The organism is Bythopirellula polymerisocia (genome assembly GCF_007860015.1).
Lineage (GTDB): Bacteria > Planctomycetota > Planctomycetia > Pirellulales > Lacipirellulaceae > Bythopirellula > Bythopirellula polymerisocia.
Genome location: NZ_SJPS01000005.1, coordinates 174,197 through 189,161 on the forward strand (window position 1 = coordinate 174,197; position 14,965 = coordinate 189,161).

Consider the following 14,965-nt stretch of genomic DNA (forward strand, 5'->3'; position numbering starts at 1 on the left):
CTGCGGACCGTGAGGGCAGGGTTGGAGCAGGGAATAACCTACCTTCTCATAGGGGCTGTTCAGCGCTGAACCCCTTGTTTTCCTGAGCCTGCATGGCAGCCACGATGCTCGACTCTTCGCCCCCTCCTTTCACGCACGACTTTGCTCCTCTGCTGGGTAAGGCTGCGCTCGCTAATTTCTCTCCACATCTTGGCAATGCTACGCCGATTGAGGGTCCCTCGTCGCTCACCTGGAACAAATGGCTAACTGCCATTTCCCAGTTGCATCGAGCATCGGCGGATTCACCGGCTTTTTTTTTAGATGCCGTACGATTCGCCATCGAAACGATTGGACTCGATGCGGCCTGCGTTTTGAGTTATGCAAGTCAGCCTCACGGCGGATCGTGGCACGAGCTGGCAAACGATGGCTGTGCGGTCAGTGGAAAAGTGCGGCCGGATGAGACGGTTTTGAGAATGCTCGCGGGCAATCCGGTGGCTTGTTATCAATCAAGTCTGCCGAACGTAGCGGGAGTTGTTGACACGCAAGCTGTGGCACTCGCACCAGTTCTTGATTCTTCCGGCGAATTGATCGGATGCATTTATGGCGTTCGCAATAATTACGGATCCAATCGGCGGAGGGGTATTCGGCCTTTCGAAGCACGCATGTTACAAGTGCTGGCCGAGTCAGTAGCCGTGGGTATCGCTCGCATCGAGCTAGAAAAGGTGGCGGCACGGACCCGTGTGTTATTGGAACAAGCCTTTTCGCCAACTGTTGTCGGGCATATTCAGCGCCATCCCGAGTGTCTTGCTGGTCAGCTGCGCGAGGTAACGCTGCTGTTTTCCGATCTTCGAGGCTTCACTTCGTTGGCCGAGACATTGCCTCCCGCCGAGTGTTATCGATTGCTGGGGGATGTGATGGAAGTTTTTACTGCCGCTGTGATCGATCATGCGGGGATTGTCGTCGACTATTATGGCGACGGATTACTCGCAATGTGGAACGCTCCAATTGACCAGGCTGAGCAAGCAGACTTGTCATGCAGAGCAGCACTAGCCATGTTCGACGCTCTAAAACGAGTTTCCGAGCAATGGCTTCCTACAATGCAGGTTCCCTTGGAAATGGGCATTGGCATCCACACAGGGGAGGTGCTAGTTGGCAATGCAGGGACAAAGTTCCGCCTGAAATACGGTCCCCGCGGAAGCAATGTTAATCTAGCCAACCGCGTGCAGGCCGCCACCAAACAACTCGAGACACCGCTCCTTATAACCGGGCCAACACAGCAGAAGTTATCGAACCGTTTTTTCTCTCTTCGAGTTTGTACGGCGCGACTCCCTGGGCTGGAACAACCGGTGGAACTTTTCGCAGTTTATCCTGCAAGCTTTTCTGCGGAGGTTAAGGCTCGGTTAGATCAATACTCCCATGCCCTCCGGAACTACGAGGCAGGAGAATTCACACATGCCGAGGAACTGTTGTCTGATCTCGTGAGGGCTGACTCGGTCAGCCCGGCACGTTTCTTGGCACATCAGGCCGCTACGATGCGGCATGCGGAAATCGGTCGTCGGGCTTCGGACAAGGGCATCGGGAAGATGGATTGTGTGATCGATATTTTTGAGAAATAGTCGTGAAGACTATTTCTTTAGATTCTCACTCTCGGGCATGGGCAAGGCCTCAGCCAACTCTGTTGCCTTACGCATCCCAGGGAGCCAATACTTATCTAGAGGACAAAAGACTTGTACGAAGTAAGGCAAAGGCAGATTGGAATAGGTTGGTTGCAACAATATGGGTTCGCCGTCGCTTAGGATGAGACATCCTGACGTTTCAGACGAAGGGACAGAACAGTTGCCTGTGACTGTCAGTCCAGCAGAACTCATTTGGAATTTACAGGCCAGCTTCTCAAATGATAGTCCGTCGGCGGCATGAGCTATAGAGAGTTTTTTTCCTGCTACGCAGAATAGTGACTTCCTCAGTGCCGTGGTAAGAGAGCTGCTGATCTGGCCAGCCTCCGATTCGAGCGACCCTTTTGCATCACTGATGCGGTGCTTCTGCAAGTGGAGAGTCTCAAACTGCAGGCTCGCTGTAGAACGCAACGTGTGCGGAGAATCGTTGCCGAGCCACTCTTGCAAATCGATTGGTGAGAATGTCCCTTGCAAAGTTCCCTCTGTGGAGTCCTGGGCAGTATGAAGTTGTAATGCGCCTGTAAAATTGGCGGCGTTCCATCTGGACGCCCCTGGGATTAAATCCGCGAAGAACCAAGCAGGTAGTTGACCCTCTCGGCAGTCGAGGGACAAATCCCAGCTACCGTTTTCTGCTCGCTCAACTTGAAATCGCAAGTGCCCACGCTCTGCTTCAGCAGTTACCACGTCGGCCTGGACGATCAACTTGCGATCCAACGCTTTCATATCCTTAATGACTATCACCACATTGGCCAATTCGAAAACCTGGCTCGCACTTCGCGCGAATAATAGTTTGTCTACTTTGATAGTTACTGAGGGAAGTTCAGCATCGGAGAGCCAGCCCTGCAATGTTCTTGTCAGATCGTCCATCTTATTGCAAGATAATTCGATCTGATCTGCAAAGATTGAATGGTCAGACAGCAAGTGCAGCTTATCGACCGTGGCGAGAGTGGAATCTGATTGCAAATCAGCGAGGCGGACTGCGAAGAGTTGCCGTTCTCCGGGAGAGGGTGCAGTCACCTTTGAAATGCTGGAGCGAATGTGCAGGTTATTCTCCAGCACACGTTGCCAGTCCTGCTCCTGCCACGGGCGATGAAAGTAGAGCACGCCAACGACTGAGAATACCGTCGGCACAATGCACGCGAGAACGTATACGGCGCGGCAAACACGGCGCTGAGTTCTTTCATGCATCGAGAACATCCTTGTTCCCTAAGTGGAAAATAGTAATTAGTAGGCGGTTGGAGTTTTTATCGTTCGCGGGCCATTTTCAAAAACATTTCATAGCGTCCCAGCATCTCCGACAAACTGTCGCCGCCGAATTTGTCGACCACCGCGCAGGCGATCTCAAATGCCACGACATTTTCGACGATTACACTGGCCGCTGAGATCGCACAAACGTCGCTTCGTTCGTAGCTGGCTTCTACGGGTTCTTTGGTGTCGAGGTTTACTGATTCGAGGGGCTTTGCCAACGTGCTTATCGGCTTCTTGGCAGCACGAATCACGATCGGCTGGCCATTGGTCATGCCGGCTTCCAGGCCCCCGGCATTGTTTGATGGTCGCGTATAGCCCAGGTTGGGGGTGTCCTTTTTACTTTCGTCATAGTGAATCGGATCGTGTACTTGGGACCCTGGACGCCGAGCGGCCTCGAAACCCATGCCGATCTCGACTCCTTTGATCGCCTGAACAGCCATCACCGCTTGAGCCAGTCGACCATCGAGCTTGCGGTCCCATTGGGCGTGTGTCCCCAATCCAAAGGGGACGCCATCGACACGTACTTCTATGATCCCTCCGAGAGTGTCACCGTCCTTGCCTGTTCGGTCGATGAGTGCCTTGATCGCAGGATCCCGGTCCAGGTTCAATCCATACAACTCACTCTGATCGCGGATCGAGCGTTGCTCGTCGAGAGTTCCTTCAATCGGCTCAATCCGTTCACCACCGACTTCCGTCACATAACCGAAAACGGTGATCTCAAATGCCGCGAGCAATTGTTTGGCCAGGGCTCCTGCTGCAACGCGAACGGCCGTCTCACGGGCCGAGGCTCGCTCCAACACGCCGCGAATGCTGCCGAGAAACTTCATCGCTCCAGTGAGATCACCGTGTCCAGGCCGTGGGCGTGGCAGGTCATCAAGCCTTTCAAGTTTGTAGTCACGATTGACCACCTCCAACGCGATCGGGCTTCCTAGTGTAACCCCGTGCCAGATTCCCGTGCGAACATCAACCTTGTCGGTCTCGATCCGTTGTCGTCCTCCACGGCCATAGCCACCCTGGCGGCGTTTGAGTTCCACGTCGATTGCGTCAGTATCGACTGTCACCCCTGCGGGGAAACCGTCCACCAGGGCAATCAGTGTTTTGCCGTGCGATTCGCCGGCGGTCCAGTAGCGAAGCATAGAGGGTAGTGGTTAGAGGCTAGAGGTTAGGGGAAGAAAGTCCGTGCGGGAGGGTAGAATCCCGCTAGCTTTTTTGCAATGCGAAACAAAGGTTATTCTACAATGGCGAAGTGTGGAAGGATAGGCAACCCAGTAGTCTGCTATCTGCTGCTACCCGCTGCTACTCGAGGCCGAGACGGATCCGCGTGGAGAAATATTGAACACGGAGATGGAATACATCTCAGAATCATGGTATGGCCGTTTTCAGGCTCCGATGAGGATCATTTGATCCCAGCGTTTTCAACAAACTTTCGGCTGTCTGCTATTCCGTGTGAACGCAAAGTGGATTACTGGTGTCATTACTTGGCGACTTGAGTGAATCCAATCGTCCAAAAATAGGTGTCGGCAACGAAAATAGTAGATGTTTTATCAAACTAAGAGACGGCAAGTATCTTGAATGCTTTATGAGATATAATTGCCTGTGGCCAGAGGCGTAGGGAAGTCTAGCCACCTCATCGCAGTTTACGACGAACAGGAATGAGGGATCTGCTTCGGTAAGTGGGAGTGTGCCCAAAGATTCACGCCCACACTTCAACCCATGCAGTCAGGGCGCGTGAATCACTTTCTCATCAGTATATTTCGAAGGGGAAGCCACCAGAGTCGGCGATTCTTGTTTTGGTTCCGGCTCGGCTTTGATCACTTGAACAGCTGAAATAGAACGGCCTTTGCTGCATGCCAAGACGCTTTGGATCTGCTTGGAGTCAGGAGGCCCAGCTGGGTAATTCGTTTCATAAAATGTTGGCGGTTCATAGGTCCAACCCGCTTCGAGCAGTTTCTGTTGCTCTTGGAGCTTGTGGTACAAATAGCGCCCGGCAATGGGGGCAGCAAGACGCGAACGCCATCCGAACTCGCCATATAGATCTTCCAGCAGCTCGTTGATCTGAGCGACATACTGAGGATTATCGCGATACTGGCGCCGAGTTGCCCAGAGGACTCCCGCATAGCGGACCGGAAGATTCGTTGCCTCGTGGGCAAACCTCGCACGGATACGCGGATCAGGGTGATTCTTGTATTTAAGCCAGCCACGCAGAACTGTCCGGACGATGCGGACCACGCTGGGGCCGTTGACTTCAAAGTCACGACGAAATGCACGGAGCAAAAACTCCGTCTCTTGGCCATCTTTGATGTGCGGATGATGGTAGTTAAATATGTGTTGCCCGTGAATGTCGGCGATGGAAACATCCCCTAAACTCTTGAGCGACTCATTCGCCTCATGCTCGCTGAACAAAGGAGTGCCGGGAATCGGAGTGTAGAGCATGAACTGGTGAAACTCTGTGTTGTGACTCACGGCATGTTCGATGGCTTCGTCAATGTTCTCAGGCGTGTGGTCTTCCAGTCCGATGATGCTCGATCCCAGGACACGAATCCCGTGATCTCGGAGCACCTTTACAAACTGGACCGTATCGGTGCCTGAGAGCTTTGTGTACTGGGACCCTTTGCCTTCAAGCCCGAGCCAAACCCACGAGACACCCAGTGCAACCAATTGCTCCATGGTGTATTTCTGCAAGACATTGGCCGAGCTGAAGACATAAAGTGACCAGGGTTTACCATGTTTCTCAATTCGCTCCAGCAGTCCTAAAGCACGATTTTGGTCGAGGAGAAAATTTTCATCCATGACGAAGAAAGATTTCACGCAGAGGGATGATTCTAGTTCGGACATGATCTCATAGAGTTCATCACCGGTTTGGTAATACTCAATGAATTTGCCTTTACCCCCGAACATCGCTGAGGTCGAGCAGAAATTGCAGCCTATCGGGCAGCCGACTGATGGGATCAAAGTCGCGCAGTCGTCACCCGGATGATTGCGCAGAATGACGCCCATGATTCGTGAACCAATATTTGCACGTACCACGGGATGTCGAATGGGCTGATGCTCATCTTCACCGAGGAACTTACGCATCCATCGTACTCCATCCCCCCGAACGATATGATCTACGTCGGCGTACTTCGGCAACACCGAGAGATTTGCAATGTGCCCACCGACCACAATCGTTGCGGTCGGTTGGTGCTTGCGTATTAGCTTGCACATGCGGCGAACCTTGAGCAAGTTGGTCATGATCGAGCTAATGCCAATGATGTCGTACTGGTTGGTTTTGAGTTCCTCAACGAATCGTGCTTCCGTAGGGAAATCGAGTAACGTACAAGGGGCTTGCAGATTGACTTGAATCAGCATCAGACCCCACGAGCGATTGAAAGTGCGTAGTGAAAAGCCTTGCTGCACTCGGGTTACCTGATTGTGGTAAAGCTCCATCGGATTGATGAGCCGACTGCCGTAGGCGTCGTCTTGGGCGTAAGGCCCGAAGACACTAGTGAGCAGTACGCGGGCGTTCGTACCCCTGGGATGCAGCGGATGGTTGGAAGTAGGCTTAGACATGACAAACCACCTCGTGAAAAAGTCGCTTGGCTACCAACCAACAGGGTCCTCAGCGCAGTACTTGAAACGACGACTATGTGGTCGGTGATTGCCGTAATACAACACTTATCCTACATCAGTTCCATCGAATGGTCGAGTTGGCGATGAAGTGGAAAAAGACTTGAGATCTGGGAAGTGATGCCAAGTGGGCATACCAGTATTCTCTGGAGTAGGTCGACGGCTCCGGCAACATCCCAAATCAATATATCGCCCGGAGTTTTTGTTCGAAAAAATCCCCCGTTAAGCCCCGCTGGGAGCTGACAAGCCCACTCGCATCAATCCCTATACCATCCACGAGCGATATAGAGCGGAAATCTGGGCGGTCCGAGAAACCTCTCAATCAGTGCGAAACTAACCATTTTCCCTGGCAATAGTTACGATTTTACACAGTGATTAACGACCGATGGTGAGATCATCCCCAGATCCAATTATCCCGAGCAACATACTGGATATAAGGTTTTGATTTTTCGCGATAGTTTGGCCTGAAACTAGGTTTAATGGATTCTATAGCCGAGTTGTTCTTTCTCTTTTGGCAATAGGCGGACCTCACAAACGAAACCATCTATAGTGTCTTGCAAAGCACTTCGCGCCGGCTTATGCGGGCTGGTCGCAATCCTTCTTCTTGCAGAAATTGATCTCCCTGAAATCGCCTCGACTGACGGCAGGTGCTCACGATATCTTTTCAAGAACATCTGGTAATTTTCAACCGATCCCAATTCGCCTTGCCGATGGCAACGCACAATAATTCGATTGCGCTTGATAAAGTTCATTCCCGATTGCTTCAGCTATTTCGCGCTCGGAGACTGTCTAGCAACGTTTGCTAGTATGATTCGAGTGCAGCCCCAAACAATTGGGAAGAGTATTTCGGAACACTTTGTGTCGTCCAGATTTGTCAAGTAACCTGACGAGGACGCTCGCACAATCTACTCCAATAATTCTCAGAAATTCACTTTCCCTTGGGCAAACACAAAGTCGGCGTAGTTGGGGGCCAGAATCTTGTCGCCTCGGTATAGATGTGATCAGCCCGAAAGGATATCAGTATGGGGAGATTCTAGGCGCCGATAATTCGTGAGCAGTCTAGTGTTTGGTGCCACACGCAATTGCCACGGCGCAGGAGGTACAGCTTGCACAGCCCCCTTGGCCCATGGCCTCTTCGGTACCACAACTGGGGCCGCAGCCTTCGGTGAGCGTCTCGGTGAACTTGCGGAATTCAACTTTAGTTTCGTAAGTGGCGGCTAGACGCTCGATGACCCCAGTGGCGGAGCTAGGGACCTCGCCGAGGAAATAAAAGAAGAGGCCCTGGCCGTCGAAGAGATGCTCCACGTCGACGAGTACGGCGGGGACCGCTTCTGACGCCAACAGGTCGCTGCAGGCGGCAAAGGCCTCGTGGCGGTGCTTTTCCAGGCGGGCAAGCAGAAGGTCGTCCTCTATGGTGACGCGTCGCAGGATTTGACCCTCGGCGGCGGCCTCCTGGATGAAACTGGCCTCAGGCTCAGGGGTAGCCAGGATTTCGCCGATTTCTAGACCCCGCGGACTGCGGACGATCACCCGGGTCTGGCGAGGGTAGCGGGTCGCATCGACCGACGCAAAACGCCCGACGTGTCCTAGCAAGCTGTAGCGAACTAAATGGTATCCCATATCCCTAGTTTGACGGTTTGGGGCGTCGAAGGCTAGTTGGGGTTTGGTGATTCCACCTTGCGAATTAGGCGTTGGTTTGCATACTACATAGGAGTAAAAAGCGTCTCTTTCATTAAATGTGAGCTAACTTATGACGAATGCAGCCCCCGCCAAACCTTCCACGACCTGTCAAAAATCCTCAGTTGAAACCACTTGGCAGGCCCTGGCCACTCGTGTTCTGAAGGGAGATGAGCTATCTAAATCTGAGGCCGCGGATGTGTTGGCATGCCCTGATGAAGAGGTCCTAGACCTCTTGCATGGGGCGTTCCGCGTTCGACAGCACTACTTCGGCAAGACCGTCCAACTCTATTTCTTAATGAACGCCAAGAGCGGACTCTGTCCGGAAGACTGCAGCTACTGTTCCCAGTCCAAGGTCTCTGAGGCGGAAATCCCGCGATACAATCTCCTCAATCGAGAGCAAATCCTTGCTGGGGCACAAGCGGCTGCCGAACGGGGCGCTAAGACTTATTGCATCGTCATTTCAGCTCGCGGACCAAACGAGCGGGAAATGGCAGCAGTTGAAGAACTTATCCCTGCGATAAAGCAGCATTACAAGCTGGATGTCTGTGCTTGTCTGGGGCTTTTGACCTCTGAGCAGGCCGAGCGATTGAAAGCCTGCGGTGTTGACCGGGTGAATCATAATTTGAACACGGGAAGCGAATACTATGGCGAAATTTGCTCGACTCACACATACCAAGATCGAATCGAAACGCTGCAAGCTGTACGGAAGGCCGGCATGGAACTTTGTTCTGGGGGAATCATCGGCATGGGCGAGGCTCCCCGGGATGTGGTGGATATGGCTCTCGAATTGAGGGCACTAGGAGTCGAATCCATTCCCGTCAATTTCCTCAATCCCATCGAGGGTACACCACTGGCGGGACAGACAGAACTTACACCCAACTACTGCTTGAAGGTGCTAGCAATGTTTCGCTTAGTGAATCCTGATCGTGAGATTCGCATCGCCGGGGGCCGAGAGCTGCGCCTGCGTAGCTTGCAGCCACTGGGCCTCTACGCAGCGAATTCGATTTTTGTGGGAGACTATCTCACCACGAAAGGCCAATTGCCTGAGGCCGATTATGCGATGATTCGCGATCTTGGTTTCGAGGTAACGAACGAATCTCGACCTGCTACTACTGCTTCTCGCTAGCAGATCGGCCTTTTCCAGGCCCTCCGGATTTCCTACTCTACTCGACCGGATTTTCTCTGAAGTTCAGCTCATTTTATCCAGGCGTCATTGCCGATAAGGTCAAGGAAGTGCTGGGGGCAGACTCTATCTATCTCCATGCGCAGGGAAGCGAAAAATGTCTCGACGATTGTTATTCGGTATTGCTCTAGTTGGAATTCTAGTCAGCACTAGGACTTTGAGTTCTGCCCAAACACCCACCAATAGGTCTGGTGGATCAACACTGATTGATCGCTTAGGCCAATTAAAGAGTGTCTTTGTCCGCGATCAGAGCTCAAAGAATGATGAGTCGGATCACACCGCTCGGGCTTCTGCCGGAAATCGCACCACAAGTAATCGCAATGCTGCCAATCGCAACTCGCGGCAACCGACTCGATCTCCCTCCACTGGACGCGTGCAACAGGGCGATTTACTTCCTAAGGGAATCTTTGACCGGAATGCGGACCCAGGGCATCGCGGCAATGAGTATGAATTGGGAGATGAAGTATTCAACGCCTCGCCTCGACGGGGAAGTAGTTCTGCCAGTACTCCAGAAGTGGAAAACAGCCGTAAGTCACCCAGCACAACTCGTGAGAATGAATTGCAGGAAGCCCTGGCGGATTTATTAGCAACAGAACTCGATGAATCAGAAGTGGAATTTGAAGAACCAATTCCAGAAGACTCCTTCGACCGAATGCCTGCCGACAGCGAGCGGACAACGGCAAGATCGAATGGAAGCGAAGAATTTGATCTCCGGAGAGCATTGATTAGTAAATCTCAGAGTGGCTCTTCAGGTGTGTCGCGTCCCAGGAATGAAACCTCAATCCGCACTAATTCATCCAAAGCAATCGATGACCGGCGCCAGCAGTTGGAGTTCTTGGAACAACAGGCGGACTCGAATTTGCGATCTCCTTCTCATGGAGAGATTCTCAACCCCATACGAGATCGCCAGGCAGAGCGAGCCTTTAGTGGCATTCATCAACCAGGTCAGCAGCCAGTTTCACGGATCGCTTCTAGCAACCCGCCAGCGAGTGGCAACATACTTTTTAGCAGCAAGCAACCCTTGATTGGTTCGCGAGTCGAGGGTCCACGACAGATTCTCATCGGTCGCGAAGCAACTTATCGGGTGACGCTGGAGAACTCCAGCGACACCACTGCGAGCGAGCTTTCAGCGGAAGTCCAGATCCCGGAATGGGCCGAAGTTGTCGAAGCAACTTCCACGAGTGGTGTTGTCCAGCAAGCAGACCCCCAAGCGGCAGGGATACTCAAATGGCAGTTGCAGAACCTAGCGGGGCGTTCGTCCCAATCACTCTCGCTCAAGCTCATACCCCGCAGTGGAAAACCGCTGAATATCTCAGTCCAGTGGACCCTCGCTCCGATTGCATCTCAGACAATTGTAGAGGTGCAAGAACCTAAGCTAGAAATGACTTTGGGAGGTCCGGAAGAGGTGCTCTACAACAAGGCCCAACGCTATCGCCTGTCGCTTCGAAATCCTGGAACCGGCAATGCAGAGAACGTTGTCGTCAAGCTGGTTCCTCCTGGCGGGGACGAACATTCAGCTAGCTCTCATTCTGTCGGCACCTTGCCGGCAGGTGGCTCTAAGGAAATCGAACTTGAACTCACAGCTCGCGAAGCAGGTGAGTTGTCCATGAAGGCAACTGCCACCGCAGCAGGAGGATTGAAGTCCGAAGCGATCAAGAATGTACTCTGCCATAAAGCCGAACTCGAAATCGATTGGCGTGGCAGTGAGGAAAAATACGCTGGAACCGAAGCGTCCTATTACTTTCGCATTCGCAATCCTGGTACGGCAGATACCGAGCCGGTAACAGTGCAATTAAAGCTTCCCAGCGGCGCCAAACTTGCTTCCGCCAGCGAAGGCTATCGGCATGATGCGATTACGGGAGTCTTGGGTTGGCAACTTCCTGGGATCAAGGCCGGAGACGCACAGTTCCTACAAATCCGGTGCGAGGTTGCCCGGGCTGGTACAAATCGTTTTGAGGTAATCGCTCAAACGGAAGGAGGCGGACTACGCGCTTCTAATTCAATCGAAACCAACGTGATTGCTGTGGCGGACCTGAAGCTCGATGTAAGCGACCCCAAGGGTCCAGTCGCGGTTGGCGAGACCGCAATCTACGAAATTCGCATTCGTAATCGGGGTACCACGGAGGCGCCCAACGTGGGGGTAGTCGGCTTGTTCTCCGAAGGAATCGATCCCACAGCCGTCGAGGGTGCTCAGTTTACGGTTCGAGATGGCCGCGTGAGTATCCATCCAAACACGCTTCCGGCTGGAGAGGAAATGGTGCTGCGAATTCGGGCTGTCGCGGCACGCGAAGGAACTCATGTCTTTCGAGCAGAGGTAACTTGCCAGGAACTCGACATCAAGCTGGCGGCAGAGGAGACCACAAAGTTCTACGAAGACCAGTATCGCTGGGCTGATGGTAAATCGGCCTATTCCAACGATAAATCTGGGGCAATCACACGTTAAGCCGGTTCAACTCGATCAAATACGAGCGGGTCTTCTGCACGAGCATTGTTGATTCGGATCGAACGCTTTCCTTCGAGTAGTTCGTCGATGACATTCCCCACAACTTCAGATCGCCAACCCTGGGCTAAAGCGGGCATATGTTGATCGCCGTTGATAAGTCCAATGCGATAAGCGATTAACTCTCGTACGTCCGAGGCGGTGCCCACCATACTGGTCGCAATCTCAGCACGACGGCAAATAGTTCCCAAAGCCGGCGCGAGAAATTGCCCGAGCAGATTTAATTGAGAAGGTAGCTCCACTTTGCGGTTTCCTCCATTGAGTCTTTCTGTGGGGCCTTCCAAGCCACACTTAACACAGTCAGCCAGTTCCTGTGCCTTCCGCTTGGCAGGGGTGCGTTCAATGCCACGTATCCCCATGATGCGATCTGGAGAGTCCACCTTGCGTTTGGCGATCTCTACCAAGAGATCATCCCGAAGAATCCTTCGTGGCGGTTGATTGCGGCTTTCAGCCTCTTGCTGTCGCCAGTTCCAAAGCTCCCTAACTATCGCGAGACTCCGCGAGCTGAGTTTTCCAATACCCGAAACGCGGCGCCAATCCTTGCGACTACTGGCAGAAATGACCTCTTGTTGCCAGGAAAGCATTTCGGCAGCGAACCACTCGCTACGTTCGAGCGTTGCCAAAAGTTGGGTGAATCGCTCATGAAGTGGCAATAAATAGCGGACATCTTCCAGGGCATAATCAATCTGGGCCTTAGTTAATGGCCGACGCCTCCAGTCAGTACGCTGTTCGCCTTTGGCCGGTTGATGCCCCACAAACTTGTTAACGACGGAACTATATGACGAAGGGTATTCATTGCTGCAAAAGCCGGCGGCAATTTGAACGTCGAAAAGGTGCTTAGGGACGGCATCGACTGCTCGAAGGAAAAAATTGAGCTCTTCGCGGCCGGCATGGAGCACAGTGACATGGTCTCCAGACACCATCGTTTGCCAGAAAGGAGTCAAGTCATCCAAAGCAAGCGGATCGATGGCATCAAGAACGTCCGCAGTAGCAACCTGGATTAAACAAAGCTCAGGATGAAAAGTATCTTCGGAAACGAATTCCGTATCGATCCCGATGATCGGAGCGCTCTGCAATTTGTCGCACAGCTTCTCAAGGTCTTCGGGGCTGGTAATGGTCGGAGGGGGCACTTGGCAGGTATCAAACAGTGGACGAGTCTAGGAAGTACATAGTGGGGAATTGGTTTAATTGGACAGTTACTGGGAGTAGTTTAATCGAACGAAGGTGTCACGAACAGCCCGCCTGCGCACAGCAGTATGATAGAATCTGACAAAAAGCAAAGCCAAGCCTCAATGGTCCTCCACCGGAGCTGCAACTTGCGTATTGCCGGTCTCGTGAGGAACTCCATCGACGTGTGAGAGATTCTGCCATTGGTTTAAAAGCATGATCGGCAACAGAATCAAGCAGCTGTAACCCATATAGCCGAAGAAACTAGGCATTCTCACACCAGATTTTTCCGCAATCGCTTTGACCATAAAGTTGGGACCATTGCCGATGTAAGTCATGGCACCCATAAACACAGCACCGAGACTAATTGCCTTGAGAATTATTTCTGGAACACCAGCCGTGACTGAGTGAATCATCGTCGGATCTTGAGCTGTTTTGAAGAACACGAGGTAGGTAGGAGCATTGTCGAGGAAGGAGGACAAAGCACCTGTAGCCCAGAAGTACCCCCCCGGCCCAAGAGACTTTGCTAACATATCGCCCTGCTCGGTGAGGATTTGCAAGGCAGGTTGCATGCAGACAAAGATACCTATGAAGAGAGCCGCAACTTCCACGATCGCAGCAAAATTGAAGTTATTTGCTTCTCTTATCTTTTTTGAGCCGAAGTGCAAGGATAGCGCCACTAAAGCGAGCTGGACGACTTCACGTAAAAACATCCAGGCATGCCAATCGGTACCTGGCACCGCCTTACGAGGATCGAGCAGTGCGACCGCCATCACTACGCCTAACAGCAAGGGGCCGTTCAGTGCGAGACCGCTAATCTTCAATTTGCGTGTCTGAGAAATGTCACGTTTGATGTCTCGGATGGTTTCCTGGCGGTAGAAATAGAGTTGATCGATGAGGCAATAAACCAGGAGGAGTAGTCCATTCACCAGCAGCCATGAACGCCACAAAGTGAGAGTCCAGAAGAAACTTACCCCTTCCAGATAGCCCAAGAACAGCGGAGGATCGCCAATGGGAAGCAGACAGCCACCGCAATTGCAGACCACGAAAATGAAGAAGACAATTGTGTGACTTACGTGTTTGCGCTCTTTATTGGTTTCGAGCAACGGGCGAATCAGCAACATGGCCGCGCCAGTGGTTCCCACAAAGCTTGCCAGCAAGCCTCCGACGCCCATGAACGCGGCGTTCGTGAGAGGGTCGGCTCGTAGGTCACCTTCTATGCGAATTCCCCCGGCGATTGAGTAAAGGCTAAACAGAAGAACGATGAACGGGATATACTCTGCTAGGAGTGCATTTCCCAGCATCGCACCGACGAATCCGGTTTGGATCGCGCTTTCTGACGGTGCCACGGACGAGTGGACAGGCCAGTGAGACTCAACGGCAGCGTCATGTATAAATGCGTAGTAGCAAAGTGTGATCAGCGCTAGTCCTGCTGCAACCTTAAACCGGCTGGCATTACTCTCCCACCAATGCTCTGTGGCATGCAAGAGAGGGAACACCGCAATCGCCCCCAGGAGCAAGACAAAGGGTAGTACTGTCCAGACTGGGGGCGCCGTAGCCTCGTCATGCCCCTCTTCGTGTGAAGGTTCAGAATGCTCAGAGTGGTTCGAAGCGGCGCCTACGACAAGACTCGTCGCATACTGAGGATGGCCCCAAATCGCCGCACTCAGCAAATAGAGTACCACCACGCTTACGATCGCTATGAGGACTGAGTTGCCTCGACTACGATGTCCACTGGAAGTCATGCTCGTGATATCCGTCGCCACTTGTTTAATGCCTCTGGCGGTTGCACTTGCACCGCGCAGCTAAGGTGAAAGGTTAAAGTCTGCTTCTGCGTTCGTCTACGCCTGTCAGTCATTTCTTGGAGCCAATCATGGCAGTCACCAACGCCCGCGTTGAGGCATTGCACTATTTCAAGTCCTTGGAAAT

At 52.6% G+C, this 14,965-nt stretch carries 9 protein-coding genes; 3 read left to right on the forward strand and 6 right to left on the reverse strand.

Going from position 1 to position 14,965, the window contains the following annotated elements; genetic code table 11:
* Positions 1-92: 92 nt before the first annotated feature.
* Complete coding sequence (locus Pla144_RS16600; protein WP_146451821.1) at positions 93-1,595, forward strand: adenylate/guanylate cyclase domain-containing protein; 1,503 nt, start codon at positions 93-95, stop codon at positions 1,593-1,595.
* A 9-nt stretch (positions 1,596-1,604) separates the two neighbouring features.
* On the opposite strand, the gene Pla144_RS16605 is transcribed toward Pla144_RS16600, so the two are convergent.
* From Pla144_RS16605 to Pla144_RS16620, 4 genes are all read right to left on the reverse strand, one after another.
* The gene (locus tag Pla144_RS16605; RefSeq protein ID WP_146451822.1) at positions 1,605-2,840 is read right to left on the reverse strand and encodes a hypothetical protein; all 1,236 of its coding nucleotides are present in this window, start codon (positions 2,838-2,840) and stop codon (positions 1,605-1,607) included.
* 56 nt (positions 2,841-2,896) lie between these two features.
* On the reverse strand, positions 2,897-4,036 hold the full coding sequence (aroC, locus tag Pla144_RS16610; RefSeq protein ID WP_146451823.1) for a chorismate synthase: 1,140 nt from the start codon (positions 4,034-4,036) through the stop codon (positions 2,897-2,899).
* A 583-nt stretch (positions 4,037-4,619) separates the two neighbouring features.
* Positions 4,620-6,449 (reverse strand): B12-binding domain-containing radical SAM protein, encoded by a 1,830-nt coding sequence (locus Pla144_RS16615; protein ID WP_146451824.1) that lies wholly within the window; start codon positions 6,447-6,449, stop codon positions 4,620-4,622.
* Positions 6,450-7,565: 1,116 nt separating this feature from the next.
* A complete protein-coding gene (locus tag Pla144_RS16620) occupies positions 7,566-8,126 on the reverse strand; it encodes a PSP1 C-terminal domain-containing protein (RefSeq protein WP_146451825.1) in 561 nt (186 codons plus the stop codon).
* A 130-nt stretch (positions 8,127-8,256) separates the two neighbouring features.
* Between Pla144_RS16620 and bioB the strand changes: the two genes are divergently transcribed.
* Both bioB and Pla144_RS16630 read left to right on the forward strand, forming a co-directional pair.
* On the forward strand, positions 8,257-9,312 hold the full coding sequence (gene bioB, locus Pla144_RS16625; RefSeq protein ID WP_146451826.1) for a biotin synthase BioB: 1,056 nt from the start codon (positions 8,257-8,259) through the stop codon (positions 9,310-9,312).
* 154 nt (positions 9,313-9,466) lie between these two features.
* Entirely contained in the window at positions 9,467-11,812 is a 2,346-nt protein-coding gene (locus Pla144_RS16630) for a DUF11 domain-containing protein (RefSeq protein WP_146451827.1), read from the forward strand.
* On the opposite strand, the gene Pla144_RS16635 is transcribed toward Pla144_RS16630, so the two are convergent.
* Both Pla144_RS16635 and Pla144_RS16640 read right to left on the reverse strand, forming a co-directional pair.
* Complete coding sequence (locus Pla144_RS16635; RefSeq protein WP_146451828.1) at positions 11,809-12,999, reverse strand: ribonuclease D; 1,191 nt, start codon at positions 12,997-12,999, stop codon at positions 11,809-11,811. The two genes, Pla144_RS16630 and Pla144_RS16635, sit on opposite strands and share 4 nt — an antisense overlap.
* 159 nt (positions 13,000-13,158) lie before the next feature.
* On the reverse strand, positions 13,159-14,781 hold the full coding sequence (locus Pla144_RS16640; RefSeq protein WP_146451829.1) for a sodium:proton antiporter: 1,623 nt from the start codon (positions 14,779-14,781) through the stop codon (positions 13,159-13,161).
* Between the last annotated feature and the right edge of the window lie 184 nt (positions 14,782-14,965).

Excerpts from the sequence above, each read along its gene's own strand:
- Pla144_RS16600 (WP_146451821.1), top strand. The coding sequence starts at position 93 with ATGGCAGCCACGATGCTCGACTCTTCGCCCCCTCCTTTCACGCACGAC.
- Pla144_RS16615 (WP_146451824.1), bottom strand. The coding sequence starts at position 6,449 with ATGTCTAAGCCTACTTCCAACCATCCGCTGCATCCCAGGGGTACGAAC.
- bioB (WP_146451826.1), top strand. The coding sequence starts at position 8,257 with ATGACGAATGCAGCCCCCGCCAAACCTTCCACGACCTGTCAAAAATCC.
- aroC (WP_146451823.1), bottom strand. The coding sequence starts at position 4,036 with ATGCTTCGCTACTGGACCGCCGGCGAATCGCACGGCAAAACACTGATT.
- Pla144_RS16630 (WP_146451827.1), top strand. The coding sequence starts at position 9,467 with ATGTCTCGACGATTGTTATTCGGTATTGCTCTAGTTGGAATTCTAGTC.
- Pla144_RS16640 (WP_146451829.1), bottom strand. The coding sequence starts at position 14,781 with ATGACTTCCAGTGGACATCGTAGTCGAGGCAACTCAGTCCTCATAGCG.
- Pla144_RS16605 (WP_146451822.1), bottom strand. The coding sequence starts at position 2,840 with ATGCATGAAAGAACTCAGCGCCGTGTTTGCCGCGCCGTATACGTTCTC.
- Pla144_RS16620 (WP_146451825.1), bottom strand. The coding sequence starts at position 8,126 with ATGGGATACCATTTAGTTCGCTACAGCTTGCTAGGACACGTCGGGCGT.